This is a genomic window from Prosthecobacter sp., from assembly GCF_044226605.1.
GTDB lineage: Bacteria > Verrucomicrobiota > Verrucomicrobiia > Verrucomicrobiales > Verrucomicrobiaceae > Prosthecobacter.
In genome coordinates this window covers 1-18024 of the sequence record NZ_JBGAGS010000023.1, presented here as the reverse complement: position 1 = coordinate 18024, position 18024 = coordinate 1, and the positions used below count along the sequence as shown (strand labels likewise).

The window sequence follows — 18024 nt, the reverse complement described above, 5'->3', positions numbered from 1 at the left end:
CTGGTGATTAGTGGCAGCCGCAACCTTCGCCACAGCCTTGGGGAAACACTTCAGCTTCGGTCGGCACCTTGCCGCGCTCGAGGCTTTTGCCGACGTAGCCGTTCACCACTTCGGCGATGCCACGAAGGATGTCCTGGGCTTCGAGGAAGCTGGAGATGGCCTGGTTTTCTTCGCACTTGTCCTGGAGGTCGGTGAAGCGGCTGACTTCTTCGCCGGTGGGTTCTTCGCCGTGATGCTGCTTCTGGTGGAGAGAGCGGCCGAGAGTGGCCATCTCGCGGTAGAGAGAGACGGCGGACTCGTCAGCGAGGAAGGCCTCGGCCTTTTCGCGAGCGCCTTGAACTTCGGCGTCGGACACGAGGACTTCGCAGAGTTCGACGATTTTGGAGGTGATCTGGGGGGATGCTTTCATGGGGGGCGATGAGAGTAGGCGGAAAAGGCGGGTTCACAGAGAAAATTTCGCCCTGATTCAAAACAGGGCGCGGACGGCTGGTTTTGTGACCTTGCCCATGGCGTTGCGTGGCAGTTCGGTGACGACGAGGAGGCGCTGGGGGACTTTATAGACGGAGAGGCGGCCTTTGCACCAGTCGCGCAAGGTGGGGAGGTCGAGGGTGGCGTTTTCTTTGAGCACGAGCACGGCGGTGACGGCCTCGCCCCAGACGTCATCGGGCAGGCCGATGACGGCGCACTCGGCGATGAGGGGATGCTCCAGTAGCGCGGCTTCGATCTCGAGGGCGCTGAGCTTGTAGCCGCCGCTCTTGATGATGTCCACGCTGAGGCGGCCCATGATGCGGTAGTAGCCGCGCTCGAGCACGGCCATGTCGCCGGTGCGGAACCAAGTTTCATCGAAGGTTTCGGCGCTGGCTTCGGGACGGTTCCAATACACGCGGAAGACACCGGGGCCGCGCACCTGGATCTCGCCGGGTTCGTCTTCGCCGGTGATGATGGCGCCGGATTCGGCCTTGAGGCGGACTTCGACGCCGGGCAAGGCTTTGCCCACGGCTCCGGGGCGGCGCTCGCCGTGATAGGGGTTTGAGATGGCCATGCCGATCTCGGTCATGCCGTAGCGTTCGAGAAGTTTCTGGCCGGTGAGCGCGGTCCATTGCTCATGCACGCTGGCGGGGAGGGCGGCGCTGCCGGAGACCATGAGGCGGAGGCGTGCGAAGCCTGCGACGATGGCGGCGCGATCTTTTTCATCGGCGGATTCGAGGGCCTGGATTAGCTTCACGTAGATCGTCGGCACGGCCATGAAGAGGGTGAAGGCATCGCTGCGGACGCGGTCGAGAATGGCGCTCAAGTCGAAGCGCGGGAATGGCTCGATGAGCGCACCGCTCCACAAGGCACAGGAGGTGACATTGATGATGCCGTGGATGTGGTGCATGGGCAGAAACAATGGGATGCGATCTGATGCGCTCCATTCCCAGGCCTCGACGAGGCTCTCGATTTGGGCCTGAATGTTGGCGTGAGTGGTGACCACGCCCTTGGGCTTGCTGGTGGTGCCGCTGGTGTAGAGGATCATGGCACGACGCTCTGGAGAGATGTCGGGCAAGGTCTTCGATGGTGCGGAGGTGATGGCATCGATGTCGAGCAAGCGGACGCCCAGTTTGGAGCAGAGGGGCGCGATCTTTGCGGCCATGGACTTGTCTGCGAGCACGGTGCTGGCGCCGGAGTCTGTGAGGGCGTATTCCCACTCCGGCTCCGTGGCGGAGAGGCAGATTGGTACTTTGATGCCACCGGCGCGCCAGATCGCCCATTGGGAGGCGGAGTAGTCAAAGCCTGCGGGAACGAGGAGTGCGACGCGGGCTTCCTTTAGGTCATCGGTGTCAGCGAGCAATGCGGTGGCGAGTACTGCTGAGCGGTCGATGAGATCTTGGTACGTGAAGGACTGGGTTGCGGTGCGGTATGCGGTGGAAGCGCTGTGGGAGCGGGCGCGGGCGATGAGTGGGAGGTCGGGCATGAATGAAAAGGGTCAGTGATCAGCAAACATCTTCACCGCGAAGAACAGGACCGAGGGGCCGAGCAGGCAGCCGAGGCCGGTGTGGAAGGTGGCGACTAATGCGCCGTAAGGGACGAGCCTGCGATCGGTGGCGGCGAGGCCGGCGGAGACACCGCTGACGGTGCCTGCGAGGCCGCCGAATACCATGGCGGAACGAGGTGTCTTGAGGCGCAGGAATTTTGCGGCCACTGGCGTGGAGATCATGACAAGGATAGCTTTGATGACACCGGTGGCGATGCTCAGGGCCATGACATCGGAACTGGCACCGATGGCACCGCCTGTGACTGGGCCGACGATGTAGGTGACTGCGCCTGCGCCGATGGTGGTCATGCTGACGGCGTCTGAATAGCCGAAGGCCCGGGCCACGCAGACACCGACGATGAAGGGCAGCACGGTGCCGAGCAGCAGTGCGATGGCACCGATCCAGCCTGCGCGGCGGGCCTCCTCAGCGTGGACTTCAAACGCGGTGGCGACGATGGCGAAATCGCGCAGCATGTTGCCGCCCATCAGGCCGATGCCGCTGAAGAATGCGATGTCTGCGAGACCTTTGGTACCGCCGGACATTTTTCCGCCGACATAGGCGAGCGCTAGACCGATGAGAATGGCGATGGCCGAGCCCTGCACACGGCCAAAGGTGAGCTTTCGTGAGATGACGCCTGACACGAGCATCACGAGGCCCACGACGGCGAATGCCAGCACGAGTCCGTTTTCTTTGGCGGCTTTTTCAAGGATCGGCCACATGAGGGACTACTCGGCTGATGCCTCCGGTTCCGATTTGGGCTCTTCGGGTTCCATGCGGTTGATGAATGAGACGAACAACCCGCACAACACCACACTGCCCACTGCAGCGATCAGCGCGACCGGTCCGCCGCGCAGGGCGGCGACGACGTTTTGGTTCATGGCCATGGCGACGACGACGGGGATGTAAATCGCACCCCAGTAATGCACGCCGCTCTCCGACGTGGGGCAGAGCATGCCGCGCTTGTGCAGGAACAAGCGCATGCCGATGAGGAGGAGCATGGCGATGCCGACGCCGCCGACATTGGTGGTCATGCCGAGCGAGCGACCGAGGAGATCGCCGAGGATGATGCCGAGCAGATGGCAGGTGGCGAGAAGGGCGGTGCCGTAGATGATCATGATGACGTGGCGGGAGGATGGCAGGATTTGGGATGGGATGTCAATCTGGGAAGTTTGGTGTGGAGAACACGCGGTTGAAATGAGGCTGCGCGGTGTGTGAAGGCGCAGCGGGCGAGGTGCGCACCAAAGCGAATACACTCTCCCCATAGAGAACATGGCATTGCCAAGTACATTCTTGGAAGAAAGGTTAGGGGATGGGGATGCCGTATGCTTGCGAAGCCGCTGGAATACCCCTCACCCCAACCCTCTCCCCGAAGAAAATAATAGGCATGGTCGCTTTTTCAGGGGCGGGGAGAGGGGGAATCGCGTTTGCCGCCTTATGTGTACAGGACACGAAACATTTAAAGCGTACAAGTGCTGAGGGGAAGCGGGGGCTATCGTGAGCCGCTGGTTCGGGAAGGATGGGCGAAGCGAAAGGGTGTGGGATCAGGATGATCCCACTCCTGCCGGAGGCGCTGCGCGGAGGGCTTTTTCTGGTGAAGACGCACCCGATCTCGAGGAATCGTGGTGTGTGGTGATTACCAGGCGCGGGCGGTGGCGAGATTGCGTTTGAAGCCTTCGCGGACGAGGGAGAGGTCGGAGTCCATGGCGAGCCAGGTGAAGCCGAGGGCTTTGAGTTTTTCTTTGTCGTCGGCGTGGCGGACGAGGATGCCGCAGCCCTTGTTGTGATCTTTGGCGGCTGCGACGATGCTGTTCACGCAGTCGTCGTAAGGGCGTGGGGAGTTCTGGGCTTTGAGATCGAAGGAGAGATCGGCGGGGCCGATGAAGAGGGCGGTGATGCCTTCGACGGCGGCGATTTGAGCGGCGTTTTCGACGGCTTCGGCGGTTTCGATTTGAGCGAGGATGATGGGCTTGGGCATCTCGCCTTCGGGGAGGCGCATTCCGTAGCCGTAGGCGCGAACGGTGCGGGAGACGCCGCGATGGCCATGCGGTGGATAGGTGGCGGCGTCCACGCAGTGGCGGGCTTCGGCGGCGGTGTTGACGTGAGGGATCATGATGCCATCCGCGCCCCAGTCGAGGACGCGGGCGATGAGATCTGAATGCGGTGCGCTGACGCGGACGATGGCGAGGGTGGAACTGCCGCGGAGGGCGCGGAGTTGATTGGGGAGGGCGGCTTCGGATTCGCAGCCGTGCTCGAGGTCGATGAGGACCCAGTCGAAACCGCACTCAGCGGCGAGTTCGGTAACGGCGGGGGAGCCGATGGAGAGGAAGGCGCCGATGTGTTTTTTCATGGTCGGAGGATGTCGATGCTGCTGGAGTTGCGCAAGCCCTGCAAGGCGAGGTTTAAGCGTGAGAGGGTGAAGTCGCGCAGCGAGCGGCCGGAGGTGCCGGAGGAGATGAGGAAGAAGCCATCGTCTCGGTCGAAGTAGCCGGCGCCGACGCGGATGACGGACTTGACGATCATGTTGCGAAGGAGGTGGAGCCAGAAGCGGCGGAGGTGATTTTCTGGAAGAGGGCGGATGCTTTGATAGCCTTCGAATGCGTGACGGAGGAAGGTGTCATCATGGAAGCAGGCGAGGAGGGAAAGGTCGTCCATGGGATCGCCGGAGATGGCGTCGTCGAAGTCGATGAAGGCGGCGATTTCGGTTTCGCTGCCGAGGATGTTCCAGAGGGCGAGGTCTTTGTGGACGAAGCAACCGGTGTCGAGATCGAGGAGGGCGCGGTGGTTTTCGATTTCGGCGAGGATATCGGCGCTTTGGGATTGGGTGAGGAAGTTGTGGGAGACGAGGAAGGAGAGGTGTTGGTCGAGGCGGAGATGGAAGTAGTCGGCGTAGGTGGGGTGGTAGCCGGAGAGTGTGGGGGGGGATTGGGGGGCGAGGGGAGGTTCGTGAGCGTCGGAGGCTTGGGGGCGTGGATGCGATTCGGGAGCGAGGGGACGTTCGTGCCGCACAGAGGACTGTGCGGACCACTTTGACTGGGAGCACTTTGGCTCAGACCACTTTAGGATGCCGAAGTTTGGCAGAGTTATTTGCTGCCATTGGGCGACGGCTGTGCCGATGCTGTGGGCGATGCGGGGGATGTCGAGGCGGCCTTGTTTGAACCAGTGGTTGAGGTCCGGGGAGGAGATGCGCTCGAGGGCCTGCCAGGCGAAGGGGACGCGGGTGCGAGTGGCATCGCAGGCATAGACGCGGGGGGTGACTACGCCGGACTCGCGAACACGGGAGAGCAGGGCTGATTCAATGGCGAGGTGGCCATCTTTTTCAGGGCCGTTTTCGACACGCATGAACATGGGCTGGCCGGCGACCTTGGCGTTCCAAGTGAGGTGATTGCCTTGACCGATGCCTGTGCTGAGTTCGACAACTTGCGTGACGAAGTGGCGCTGCAGGACTTCGCGGAGTTGATGCTCGATTTTAGCATCGGCAGCACCGCGTGTCTGCGTGCCGTGAAAGGCGGCAGGGCGGTCGCATTTCCAGTAGTAGATGTCTTGGCGGCTCATGGCTGTTTGAGTGCTGTGCCTGGACCGGAAACCAAGATGACGACTTTTTTAAAGTGGAACTGTTCGCCTGCGGCGACCTCTTTGCGGTAGAGGCTCATGAGATTGATCTCGCCGGGGAAGAGCTGTGTTTCGGGGACATCTACTTTGATGAAGCCTGCGGCCCTGAGGGCTTCTTCCTGGCTGGCGGCTTTGGGGCGGGTGGTCGGGGTGAGGACGTAGAGGGTGCCGGGTTCGGTGACTTCGACGTCGAGCTTTTCGATGCTGGTGCGGAGGAAGGGGAGATCGCGCACGGGGACGGGGACTTCTTCGATGATGTAGGTGCGGTCGGTGAAGAGTTTGACGCCGTGTTTCATAACGGCTGCTTCTTCTGGTGGGGCGGGCCAGGCGATGCGTTTTTTGTCTGACAGTGATTCGAATTTTCCGATGTCTTCCAGTTTGCCGAACATGATGCGTTCTTTGCGGCTGGCGTCTTTGTCGCCCTGGGTAACAGCGAGCCAGATGGCGCCGTCGTGCTCGTGGAAGGTGGGGTATTGGAAGGAGTGCGGGGACTCGAAGCGGTATTTGCGTTCCCAGATTTTGCCGTCGCGTGAGACATCCACATTGAAGACGCTGCGGCCGACACCCTGGATGCGGGTGGACTCCTGCCAGCCGAGGTAGTAGATGCCGCCGAAGTGATCGAAGGTGGGCTTTGAGTTTGCGCCGTTTGGCACGATGGGCAGAGGGCGGCCGGTGGTCCAGGCTTTGCCATCGGTGCTGGTGGTGAAGTGGTAGTTGCCTTTGTCATTGCGACAGATGGCCATCCAAGTGCCGTCGGGGAGGCGATTGACGGCGGACTCGCTGAGCTGTTCGGACTGAGGCTCGTTGTAGTGGCCGAGGACTTCGAAGGTGGCGAGGTCGTCGTGCACGAGAGCGAGGGCGTTTTGTTTGCCGCCGAAGTTGTTGAGGGCGGTGTAGAGTTTGCCGTCGATCTTTTTGAAGGAGTCAAAGATGAAGAAGGAGGAGTCGCGAGCGGGCTTGGTGAAGCCCTGGACTGCGGCGTCGGCGTGGAAGTACTGGGGCTGGAAATCGAAGGTGCCTGCGGCGGTTTGCAATTTGGCTTTGTGGATGGTGGGGGCGAATTGGCCTGACTGCAGATGGAAGTCGCGATACCACATCTGTGACTGGCGTTTGCCGGGGTCTTCGCTGGTGAAGTAGCAGCGCAGGGTGGTGGCGTCTTTTTGCAGGATGCGGGGGACGAAGCAGGCGCCGGTAGGGAGGGTTTCGTTTTCGAAGTGTTGCTCGCTTTTGGCGAAGTCGATGACCTTTTCGAGGGTGAGCGTCTTGAGGTTTACGATGGAGAGGGTGGCGTAGATGAAGGGCCATCCGGCGCTTTCGCCTGCTTTGAGATCGTTGGCCTCGGTGACGATGTAGGCGCGGTCGGCGACGCAGACGAACTCGGCATCGTGGGCGCCTTTGACCTGTGGGGCGGAGGTGTTGACGAGGTGCTGCATGATGGTATCTCCTGCCAGCGCTGGGTCCCATTTGGCGGGGATGATGGAGGGAGCGGAGAGTGCGCTGATGGTTTGCCTGAGCTTTACGGAGCCGGAGGTGTTTTTGCCGGAGGCGACGTCTTCTTCGCGGAACTGGGCGAGGAGGATTTCGCCAGCGCCCTGGCGGTCGCGGTCGTAGGTGATCCAGATGAGGCCGTCGCGGTCTTGGACGCCGTCGGGGTAGGAGACGCCGCTGCGTTCATCGAGGAGGAGGCCTGAGTTCCAGGTGAGGCCGTCGTCGGTGGAGAGCTGTGCGGTGAGGTGGCTGCGGGTTTTGCCGGTGAAGCCGTGGTGATTGACGAGGAGGAGATTGCCGGAGGAGAGGCGGCGGATGAAGAAGCGGGAGCCGGGATTAGCGATGGTGCTCGGTTTGGCTTCAGTCCAAGTGCGGCCTTTGTCTGATGAGTGGCTTTCCCAGAGGAAGCCGGCGCCGGTGCGGGTGAGGAGCCAGAGGCGGCCGTCTTTGAGCTCGGTGATCATGCACTCCAAGGCCCACTCGGGGGCTTTGAGCGCGCCGTGGAGTTGCCAGGTTTTGCCTTCATCGGTAGAGATGCCGACGCCTTGGAGCTGACGGGGGCCGGCGAACCAGGAGTGGATTTGCTCGGTGGCGTGGGTGACGGGCATGATCCATTCGCCGGTGGAGAGGACGGTGGGTTTGTTCATGCGGAAGGCGTAGGGGCCTGCGAAGCCGACGCGGAACTCGGGGCCGAAGACGGGAGGCGTGGCGTCGGGGGCATCGCAGATGCGGGCGTGGACGTCGTGCACGGCGGTGTCTTGATTGCCGCGATTGAAGATGTACCAGAGGCGGCCTTTGGGATCGAGCCAGAGGGTGGGATCGAAGCAGCGGGTGCCGGCAGCGGGAGAGGCCATGATTTCGGGCGTGGTGAAGGTCTTGGCCTGATCGTCGCTGTAGCAGAGGAGGACGGTGTTTTCTGCGGAGGGTTCTTTGGGGCCGCCGGTGAACCAGGAGGAGAATACGCGGCCAGCAGCGGTGCGTTCGAGGCCGGGGATGCCCTGCCAGGTCTGGTGGCGATGGCCGAGGGAGTCGGCGGCGCGCGCTGTGATGGCGCACGCGAGAGTGAAGGTAAGGGAGATGAGGAGGCAGAGCTGGCGGGGATTCACGGGGAGAGGAACGCGTGGGGGACGGGGGATTTCAGGGGGGAATGGGGTGATGGGGTGTTATGTTAACATTCTTGGCGAATGATGGATTGTGCGGGGTGGCGTGTGATTGCGGAGCTGTGCGCAAGCGTGCGGCGAAATACTTTGCAGACGCTGCTGGTGCGCGAGGGGTGTGGCGGAGTGCCCGGTTTGCTTCCCCCAGGTGTTGGTTGCTGACCCAGGGCGGCGCTCGCTGAGGCTCGCTTACCCTGGGCTGCGATAGGTCGCACCTTTGGTGCTAAGAAATGACGAGGTCGATCGCGCTATTGCCTTGGCCGAGTGGCCCTCATACGATTGATTTTTTTTATCGGCGAACTTGCTTGCATTCGGCGGCAACGATCCAAGCCTCATCATACTCATTTTATGTCTTCCTCTGATATCCGCGCTCTCGAACCCAAGGCTCTGTGGAACTGTTTTGCTGATCTGAATGCTGTGCCGCGGCCGTCGAAGAGGGAGGAGCGGGTGGTGGGGTTTGTGCTGGGATTTGCGGCACGTCATGGGCTGGATGCACAGCTGGACAGCGCGGGGAATGTGATCATTCGGAAGGCGGCTTCGACGGACAGGCAGGGGCGTGAGCCGGTGATCATGCAGGCGCATCTGGACATGGTGCACAAGGCGGGGGACGGGGTGACGTTTGATTTCGACAAGCAGGGGATCGAGATGTGGGTGGATGGGGACTGGGTGCGGGCGCGGGGGACGACGCTGGGCGCGGACAATGGGCTGGGGGTTGCGGCAATTTTGGCAGTGCTAGCAGCGAAGGATCTTTCGCATCCGCCGATCGAGGCGCTTTTCACGCTGGATGAGGAGCAGGGCATGGGAGGTGCGCTGGGGCTGCAGCCGGGACTGCTGACGGGGAAGACGATGCTGAATCTGGACTCGGAAGAGGATGATACTTTTACGATTGGCTGCGCGGGTGGCATCGACACGGTGGGGACTTTTGAATACACGGAGGTGGCGCATGAAGCGGCGACGACTGTGATGAGTCTTCAAATCTCGGGACTGCGGGGTGGGCACTCGGGGCTGCAGATTCATGAAGGACGCGCAAATGCGATCAAGCTGATGGCGCGACTGCTGAGCGCGTGCGGCGAGATGGTGGTGGCACTGAGCACGATGCGTGGGGGCAGCGCGAGGAATGCGATACCGGCGCAATGTGTTGCGCAGGTGGTGGTGCTGGATGACGTGAAGTTTGCGGAATGTTTTGGGCGTGAAGCCACGGGGATTCGTGAAGAGTTTCGACTGATCGAGCCGGGAATGAGCATTGCCTCTACACGTGTGGAAGTGGATGCGGGTGAGGTGGGGATCATGGGGAAGGAGCAGCAGAGGGCACTAGTGCTGGCGATGCAGGCGGTGGTGAACGGGGTGTATCGCATGAGCCCTGTAGTGCCGGGACTGGTGGAGGCGTCTTCGAATTTTTCGACCATCGCGCTGGGTGGAGGGAAAGCGGAATGGGGGAGCCTGCAGCGGAGTTCGGTGGAATCGAGCAAGGCGGATGTGGCGCGGGCGTTTCGTGCGCCGTTTGAGCTGATCGGGGCGCAGGTGAAATCAGGGGATCCTTATCCGGGGTGGAGTCCGAGTGCGGAGTCGCCGATTCTGGAGAAGATGCGGAAGATTTATCGCGAGCTGTTTGGGCACGAGGTGAAGGTGGGGGCGTGCCATGCGGGGCTGGAGTGCGGGGTGATCTCGATGGCGTATCCGGGGCTGGATATGATATCGTTTGGGCCGAACATTCATGAGGCGCACTCGGAGAAGGAGTGCGCGAGTGTGTCGTCGGCGCAGAAGTTTTGGAGGCTGCTGGTGGAGACGCTGGGGGGGCTATGATGGCTGCTTACATTCATACTCTCCGGACGCTCCGAAAAGGTGGGCCCCTCACCCCTGCCCTCTCCCCGAAGAGAACTGTTTGCTGCTGTCGTGTGTCTGGGGCGGGGAGAGGGAGAGCTGCGTTTGCCGCACAGGCTTTTTCGGACATACCCTTTTTCAAAATGCCCTAAAGCCATGCCTGCCACCCACGCGCCAACACTGAAGGACATTGCCCGTGCGACGGGGTTTTCGCTGATGACGGTGTCGAGGGTGCTGAGGGGGGCGCCGAAGGTTTCGGCGGAAAAGAGGGAGGTGGTGCTGAGGGAGGCGAAGAGGCTGAATTATCAGCCAGATCCGCATCTGGCGAGGATGATGCAGGTGGTGAGGGGGAGGAAGCAGCAACGGGTGAGGGCGGTGATCGCGGTGATACGGGAGCATGTGCCGCAGGACGGGCTGCTGGGGCCTTCATACCAGTATGTGCCAATTGATGATATTCGCAGCCGTGCGCATGGGCACGGGTATGCGGTGGAGGAGTTTTGGCTGGGGAAGGACGGGCTGACGCCGAAGAGGCTGCAGAAGATCCTGCATGCACGCGGAATTGAGGGGGTGATCGTATCTCCGCAGAGCATGCAGCTGCCGTGCAGCCGGATGGATTTTTCACCGTTTGCGGCGGTGACGTTTGGGAATGCGATGAGCAGCCCGGCGCTGCACATGTGCGCGGGGAACATGACGCTGGGGATTCACATGGCGGCGGATGAGCTGAGCGCGCGTGGTTATAAACGCATCGGCGTGGCGGTGACGAGGTGGATTGTGAACCGATCGCAGTTTGGGTACAGCGGGGGGCTGTTTCACTGGCAGCAGAGTTTGCCGGAGGGGGATCGGGTGCCGCTGCTGCTGTTTCCGAGCAACGACATCAGCAAGGGGTTTGAAGCGTTTGCTAAATGGATGCGTGAGCATGAGCCGGATGCGCTGATTACGTTTGACACGCATGTGCCGGGGTGGCTGCGGAGGCTGGGGCTAAGGGTGCCACAGGATATTGGCTTTGTGGTGCATGACTGGACGCCGAGGATGGCGGAGTATGCGGGAATTTATCAGCAGCGGGAGCACCTGGCGGCGGCGGCGGTGGATTTGATTGTGACGCAGCTATCCCAACATGAGCATGGGGTGCCGATGGTGCCGCGACAGATCATGATCCCGCCGAGGTGGGTGGAGGGGCCGAGTGTGAGGGGAATTTGACGTGACCGATCGTCGCGGCGCGTTCCAGAGCGGCATCGGAGTGCCGCGCTCCCAGGGGGGCCTACACGCGGTGGCCGATGGACTTGAGTTTGGCTTCGCCTTCGGACCAGGGGACTTCGTGGGGGAGGCGCTTCGAGGTGGCGGCGAGGGCGGCGATGACACCGGCACCTTCGCCCATGCCGACGGAGTTGCCGGTGACACGGTAGCTGGCGTGGGCGATGAAGTCGCCACTGATGCAGCGGCCGGCCATCATGAGGCCATCGACGTCTTTGGCGATGAGGGCGCGCAGGGGGATGTCGTAGGGTTTCACTTTGATGCCGGTGACATGAGTGGCGCCGCCGTTTTGATTGTGCTCGGCGGTGGTGGCGTGGATGTCCACGCCGAAGGTGGCGCGGACGACGGCGTCGTCATGGCGTGCGCCTTTGATAACGTCTTCTTTGTTGACTGCGTAGCGACCGAGGATGCGGCGGCCATCGCGAATGCCGATCTGCTCGGCGGTGGCGACAATCTGGATGCCTTCCCATGGGCCGCCGAGGCCGCGCAGGCCATTGACCATGAGGTTCATCTCCGCGCGGGCGCGGACGGTGGCGGCGGTGATTTCGGCGGCGTCCCAGGGCTTGATGCCGAACTCCTGATTCATCATGGCGAAGACGAGATTGCCGCTGACGTGCCAGAGGGTGGCGCCGGCGTAGGAGGGGAAGTGGCCGGTTTTTACGATGGCGTCTTTGATGCGCTTTTTCTTTTCGCCGTCGGTGTTTTCGCCGGGCTTGGGCTGGCCGAAGCGGACGAATTCGCGGAGCTGCTCGACGTCTTTGACGACGAGGAGGGCATTGAGAGAAAGGGGCTGGCAGGGGCATTCGTTGGCCTCGCCGATTTCGAAGGCGCAGCCTGCCTGGAAGCCGAGGTCGCCATCGCCAGTGGTGTCGATGAAGACGGGGGCCTTCCAGGCCTGGCGGCCGGATTTTGATTCGGTGATGATGGTGGTGAGGCGTTTGCCTTCGCGGAAGGCGGCGCAGACTTTGGTGTGGTATTGGAACTTCACGCCGGCCTCGACGCAGAGTTCTTCGAGGAGGAGCTTGAGGGCTTCGGGGTCGTAGCAGAAACGGCTGGCGCTGGTGGAGTTGGCACGTGCGCCGCGGGCATCGAGCTTGTCGCGGAGTTCTTTGGCGAAGCCGGGTTTGTTGAAGTCGAGGAAGTAGCCGAGGAGGCCGGCGGTCCAGATGCCGCCGAGGCAGCCGCGCCATTCGAAGAGGCGGACTTTTGCTCCTGCGCGCGCGGCGGTGATGGCGGCGGTGACGCCGGCTGGGCCTGCGCCGCAGACGATGACGTCGGAGTCGTTGGCGAGGGGGATATCGTGGGCGGGTTCGTTGAAGAGGCCGGGTTTGGATGCGGGGGCGTCAGCGGCGATGAGAGGGGTCTGGCTGACAGCGCCGCCGGCGAGTGCGGCGTGGAGGAAATGGCGGCGGGAAACGGGAGAGGGTTTCATGGGGGCAGTATGACGGAGGGACGGGGGAGGAGCTATCGGAACTGTAGCCTCAAGGGCAGCAAACGAAGCACGCACTGTTTTTGCGATGGGGGCCGCCTACTTGGAGCGTGTGCAAGGTTTCCCGGGAGTTTTAATGACTATGAACGCGTCAGCCGGAACGAGCTGAAGCTCATGACTACTTTACGAAGATGAACTGCTGGGTGTTGATGAGGGCGAAGATGAGGTCTTCGATGGTGAGGCCGGATTGGGAGGCCTGGGTCCAGGAGGCTTTCTCGGATGCCGTTGGGGCGCGGGAGAGGAGGGTCTGGTAAACGGTAGTGAGCTGGTCGTCGGGATATTTGGCGGCGGCGAGATTGAGACGGAGCTGGGTGTGGGGCTTGAGGGTGCTCTGGAAGAGCTCGCTGTTCATGAGGACGAGGGCCTGGGGCATGCTGGCTTCGGTATTGGCGTTTTCGATGATGTCGCGGTCGCTCTGACCGAACTCGCGGAGGTAGTGGCCGCGGGGCGCGGGTGATTCGAGATCGGCGGCGCGGGGCCAGTCTTTGGCCTGGACGCGGCGGGACTGGAGGTAGGCGTCGCTGTCGGTGATGCGGTGGCGTTTGATCTCCTCGCGATAGATGGCTTCGCGGGCGTCTTCAGCGGCTTTTTCTTCGCGGGGGATGGCCTGGTCGATGTCGTAGCCGGGGATGTCGATATAAGCGCGATTTTGGCCGGCTTTTTTGAGTTCTTCGAGCGTGGGCTGTTTGACGGGAATGGGTGGTGGGGCGGGCTTGCCGGTCTTCTTTTCGTACAAGCGGGCGACGGCGGGGACGACGACGTAGTCGTGGATGCCGGTGCGTGCGACGAACTCGAGGGAGCGAATTTCGAGATTGAGCTTTTCGATGAGGGGCTTGTCCTTGGCTTTTTGTGCGAGGGTGTATTGATCGCGCAATACTTTGGAGCGGGCGGCGATGCGCTCGTAGCCTTCGGAGGCTTTGGCGGCGCCGTCGAAGATTTCCTGAGAGGTGAGGAGATCGAGGGCATCGCTGAGCTTGCCGCGATAGACGATTTTTTGGGCCATCTCGCTGTCGATGCCGTGGCGGCGTGGGAGATCGGGCGTGGGCTGGATGAGGGTGACGAAGGTGTCGTAAATTTGCTCGGCACTCATGCGGCGGAGGAGCGGGCCGGTGAAGTGGCAGACTTCGCCGGGGAGGAGTTCGGCGCGGGTGACTTCGCTTTGATATGCGCGTGTATTGTAGAGGGCCCGCTGGAAGGCCTGCAGGTCGTAGCGGGAGTCGCGCATGAACTGCTCGAGGTATTTCATGAGCGCGGGATTGGAGGCGACGGTGCTGTCGAGGATTTCATCGACAGGTTCGATCAAGCCTGCGCCGAAGACTTTTTTCCAAAGGCGGTTGGCGATGACGAGGGTGAAGCGGGGATTTTCGGGAGAGGTCATCCAGTCGGCGAAGGCCTTGGTGGTCTCGCCGGTGGGCTCGCATTTCACGGACTGGCCCAGCATGGTCTGCGGAGAGATGACGTCCTTTGGCTTGGCGTCGTTGTACTGGTAGTCGTGCGGGAGCTTGAGGAGGCGGGTGGGGAGTGCCTGGACTTTGCTGTAGCGGACGAAGTCGCCGAGGTTTTCAAAGACGCGGCCCATGTTGCGGGTGGAGGCTTCCATTTCGGGCTTCTTGCGGGCCTGCACCATGAGTTCAAAGGCGCCTTTTTGCTGTGAGATGCCGGTGAAGTTTGTCTCCAGCGGGTAGGTGAAGGCGGCCATCTGGTAGAACTGCATCTGCGTCCATTTGTCGAAGGGGTGGTTGTGGCATTGGGCGCATTCGATGCGGGTGCCGAGGAAGACGCGGGTGGTATTGGCGAGATTTTCCAAGGGCATGCCAATATCGCGCATGTAGTAGCCGATGGCGGGATTGTTCCAGACCTTGCCCTGGGCGGTGAGGAGCTCGCGCACAAAGGCGTCGTAGGGCATGTTTTCGCGGATGCGCTGTTTGACGTGCTCGAGGTAGGGCTTTGAGGTCATGTCGCCTTGCCCGCCGTTGGAGCGTGTTTGCACGCGCAGGAGGTCGGCCCAGAAGTGGAACATGCGCTGAGCGGAGCCTTCGCTGGCGAGGAGATGGTCGATGAGTTTGGCGCGCTTGTCTTTGTCTGTGCTGGTGAGGAAGGACTGAGCTTCTTGAAGCGTGGGGATGCGGCCGATGATGTCGAGGTAAAGGCGGCGGACGAGGGTTTCGTCGGTCGCGGGAGGATTGGCAGCGAGCTTGTGCTGCTGCCAGTCTTGGGCGAGGAGGGTGTCGATCTGCTGAGAGGGCGTGGCTGCATGCAGCGGCATGGCGGCGCCAAGCAATGTAAGACACAGGAGTGTGCGGACCTGAGAGTTCATAAGAATGCGACACAAACGAGCGGAGAGCGGAGGTTCTTCTCTTGGTATTCTGGCTTGGAGGAGAGGTGGGGGAAGAAGAGGTGCCATGATTAAAGGCTGTGAATCGCGGCTGCGGGCTTGGGATCGCCCCTCACCCCGGCCCTCTCCCCGAGGGAAACAGCATGTGTTTGAGCAAGGCAGGGGCGAGGAGAGGGAGACTGCTTTTGATGGCGATGGGTATGAGAGGGTTTGTGTCACCGCTACGCGGTTCAGCGCGCTTTGAAAGACATGGGGTGATGGGGTCCGTGGGTTGGCACCCACGGCTACTTTTGTGCCAGCCCTACGGGCTTGCGGAAGGGGCGAGCGGAAGCAAGGAGCGGCGATGAGAGGCAGCTTGCTACAGGTGCCCGTGAGTGCTCAGGCATGAGCTTGGCTGCGTTTAAAAACTGGTGGGGCGTGCGCTTTGCGTTTTGGACTGCGACGGTTCTCTGGCGCTTTCGGAGGTCCAACGGCCTGCGGAAAGCTCCAGAGGACTGGAGCACTCCAAGACGCTCCGCGTTCTACGGAACGGCGGGAGGGCAGCGACTCTTTGAGGTTTTCAAACGTGACCAGGCGATGCGATCATTTCAAAGGCTCCAGGTGGCTGGCGGCGGCCCATTCGTGGATGATTCGCATGACATGGTGCCTGGGTGAAGTGTTGCGAGGGGCTTTGATCTGGATGATTGACCGCGTGGCCTGCGCCACCTCGACGGTGGCCATTGAAAGGGCCTCCACCACGGCCTTTTCCCGCTTTAGATAACGGACGCTGAAGATGGCGGACCGGCCGCTGTGGCAGCGGCCGGTGTAGCCGGACACGCAATGGCGCATGGCCCGCCCCTCGGCCTTGAGGGCCTCGGTCGTGCACAGCTCTTCCACGCGCCAGGTGGGATGGCCGTCCACCCAGCCGCTGCGGCTTTCAAAGGGGATGCCACCGAGCATGGGCCGCCAGCGCCTGGCGGCGAGACGCAGCAACTCGGCGCTACCGGCTGCAGCGCGCACCTGCTCCTCCGTGAGGTCATGCCCAACCTCCTGCATCAGCCGGGTGACAAACTTCACGGCGTGGCGCATGAGCGCGAACAACGGCAGGCGCAGCAACTGCTCCGCCTGCGCACGGCCCTGATGTGCGTCGATGGTATGCAAAGCGTCCGCTACCAAAGAGAAATGAGCAGCCACCGGGGCCTCGACCGGAGCGGCGGCGAATTTTTCCACGAGCCGCGACCCCAGAGCATGCCAGGCGAGGTTTTGAAACACGCGGTGGGTCAGCACCGCGTCATGCAGCGCGGGCGTCGCGCCTGCTGCATCCAGTTCGGCGTGCCAGACGGCGGAGGCAAGGCTGGTTGCCTCGCCGTCGCTGCCATGGAGCGCGGCATGGAGTACACGGCTTTTCATGCTGCCGGGAAAGCCTGGCACCTCATTCAAGGAACGGCCCTGGGCCACCGCAACCCAGCAGTCGCGGTCAAAATGCTCGGGCTGACCGAAGACGTGCCACGCGGAGTCGAGAAACTCCGGCACGGGATACAGGACCAGGAGGTGGCGCAGGAAGGAAGCCCACTGAGCGCGGGCATGCTGTGCGGGATCCGGCTGCCAGTCTTCCGGCTGACGCACCCAGGAGGGCGCATAGGCGGCGAGGCGGACGATGGCGGGCACGACGCCGAATTCCTTGGGATGGAGGTCAAACAAGACACGGCTGCGTGCCTCCAGCACGGTGAGGAGGCGCGTGCCGAGAACGGGCCAGTGCGGCACGCCGATGACACGCCGACTGCGGGCGGCGGCATGGCAGTGCTGGCGAAAGCAGTTGTTTCGAAGGAGGCGCGCCGTCCAGGCGCGGCCGGAAAGGACCACGGGCATGACCGGGGCCTGCGGGCGCGAGGCGGCGCGCCCATGATGCAAGTTCATGATTCTGAAATGGGATGGGGTCTGGCTTGATCGACCCGCGCAGGCACACGCCTAGATGACGGCAAACGCGACGAGTGCGGATACGATGGTTTGTTTTCCCCGGCGTCGTGGCCGGGGCTTCAAACGATCACGAGGATCAAGCGAAGGGAGACAGAATCATGCGGGAGAGTAGCGGTGGCTTGGTGGATTTCCAGCGGAAGTGTGGGGAAAGTGTTTTGTTGAGGTTGAATTTTTAGCGCGGGTGGGGGCTGGATACCAGGAGGTGGTATTAGCGATGGGAGAAAATTGGGCGAGCAGAGGCTTACGGTTTTACGGCGCGTGGCAGAGGAGAGCGGCGGGTGGAGAGACGATGCGTGTTTAAAAGAAGACTTTGTGGAAGAATCACGCAGCTGCCGTTGTTCCAGGCTTTGAGGACGGCGCACCTTTTTGAGCGCCTGCGGCAGCATAGACCCATAAACACGGACCCGACGCAGCGGTTCCCTACCGGCCCTGCGGGCAGACTCCTCGTGGGGTGATATGGATGCGCTGTGACGCGGCGGCGTTGGACAGACGTTGGGGTCCTCGACGAATTGGTGCTTGCGGGTTGTTTGGGTGAGGCGCCGTTTGCTTATGCCGGGGAGCCGAAGGGCAGGATGAGACGAAGAAGACCCATTACCCCACGAAAGCGGTAGCTGCGATGCAAGGCTTGCGCCTTGCATCTGCGCGACCGCACTCCAAAACGCTGTCGCGTGGCGCGGGCACCCTTATGTATGACGTGGAGGGCCGCTGTCGTGAATGGAGAAAGTGATTGCCGGTCAGAGGCTGTGTTTTTGTTCGACTGGTGTGGGCTTCGGCGGCGGCGGGCTGGGGACACAGGCTGTGTGAAAACACTCTTTTTAGAGAGGCCTGCCCGGAATGCCGGTTAAATTCTGGCATTCTGCCAAGCGATTTTGCCTTCAGTGCTGTGCTGCTTTCCTGAGCGCT

12 protein-coding genes are annotated in these 18024 nt (G+C 62.0%); 2 read left to right on the top strand and 10 right to left on the bottom strand.

What is annotated here, in order from left to right; all coding sequences use genetic code 11:
• Positions 1-7: 7 nt before the first annotated feature.
• The 7 genes from ACILSO_RS25965 to ACILSO_RS25935 all read right to left on the bottom strand — a co-directional run bounded on the left by ACILSO_RS25965 (position 8) and on the right by ACILSO_RS25935 (position 8218).
• Entirely contained in the window at positions 8-409 is a 402-nt protein-coding gene (locus ACILSO_RS25965; RefSeq protein WP_395740391.1) for a YlbF family regulator, read from the bottom strand.
• Between the two features lie 57 nt (positions 410-466).
• Positions 467-1954 (bottom strand): acyl-CoA synthetase, encoded by a 1488-nt coding sequence (locus ACILSO_RS25960; protein ID WP_395740390.1) that lies wholly within the window; start codon positions 1952-1954, stop codon positions 467-469.
• Between the two features lie 12 nt (positions 1955-1966).
• Positions 1967-2734 (bottom strand): malonate transporter subunit MadM, encoded by a 768-nt coding sequence (gene madM / locus ACILSO_RS25955; protein ID WP_395740389.1) that lies wholly within the window; start codon positions 2732-2734, stop codon positions 1967-1969.
• Between the two features lie 6 nt (positions 2735-2740).
• Positions 2741-3130, bottom strand: a complete 390-nt coding sequence (madL, locus tag ACILSO_RS25950; RefSeq protein WP_395740388.1) for a malonate transporter subunit MadL — start codon at positions 3128-3130, stop codon at positions 2741-2743.
• Between the two features lie 518 nt (positions 3131-3648).
• Positions 3649-4362 carry an HpcH/HpaI aldolase/citrate lyase family protein gene (locus ACILSO_RS25945; protein WP_395740387.1) on the bottom strand — a complete coding sequence of 238 codons (714 nt, stop codon included), beginning with the start codon at positions 4360-4362 and terminating at the stop codon, positions 3649-3651.
• Entirely contained in the window at positions 4359-5567 is a 1209-nt protein-coding gene (locus ACILSO_RS25940; RefSeq protein WP_395740386.1) for a phosphotransferase, read from the bottom strand. Before ACILSO_RS25940 ends, ACILSO_RS25945 begins: the two co-directional genes overlap by 4 nt.
• Entirely contained in the window at positions 5564-8218 is a 2655-nt protein-coding gene (locus tag ACILSO_RS25935) for a sialidase family protein (RefSeq protein WP_395740385.1), read from the bottom strand. Before ACILSO_RS25935 ends, ACILSO_RS25940 begins: the two co-directional genes overlap by 4 nt.
• Before the next feature lie 399 nt (positions 8219-8617).
• Here ACILSO_RS25935 and ACILSO_RS25930 point away from each other — a divergent pair, with 399 nt between their 5' ends.
• Together ACILSO_RS25930 and ACILSO_RS25925 are read left to right on the top strand one after the other, a co-directional pair.
• Positions 8618-10072, top strand: coding sequence for an aminoacyl-histidine dipeptidase (locus ACILSO_RS25930; RefSeq protein WP_395740384.1), 1455 nt, complete (start codon positions 8618-8620; stop codon positions 10070-10072).
• Positions 10073-10246: 174 nt separating this feature from the next.
• A complete protein-coding gene (locus ACILSO_RS25925) occupies positions 10247-11287 on the top strand; it encodes a LacI family DNA-binding transcriptional regulator (protein ID WP_395740383.1) in 1041 nt (346 codons plus the stop codon).
• A gap of 61 nt (positions 11288-11348) precedes the next feature.
• Here ACILSO_RS25925 and ACILSO_RS25920 read toward each other — a convergent pair whose 3' ends face one another.
• The 3 genes from ACILSO_RS25920 to ACILSO_RS25910 form a co-directional block, all read right to left on the bottom strand.
• Positions 11349-12773 carry an FAD-dependent oxidoreductase gene (locus tag ACILSO_RS25920; RefSeq protein ID WP_395740382.1) on the bottom strand — a complete coding sequence of 475 codons (1425 nt, stop codon included), beginning with the start codon at positions 12771-12773 and terminating at the stop codon, positions 11349-11351.
• Between the two features lie 175 nt (positions 12774-12948).
• Entirely contained in the window at positions 12949-15147 is a 2199-nt protein-coding gene (locus ACILSO_RS25915) for a DUF1549 domain-containing protein (RefSeq protein WP_395740381.1), read from the bottom strand.
• A 600-nt stretch (positions 15148-15747) separates the two neighbouring features.
• Positions 15748-17061, bottom strand: coding sequence for a PcfJ domain-containing protein (locus ACILSO_RS25910; protein WP_395740380.1), 1314 nt, complete (start codon positions 17059-17061; stop codon positions 15748-15750).
• Between the last annotated feature and the right edge of the window lie 963 nt (positions 17062-18024).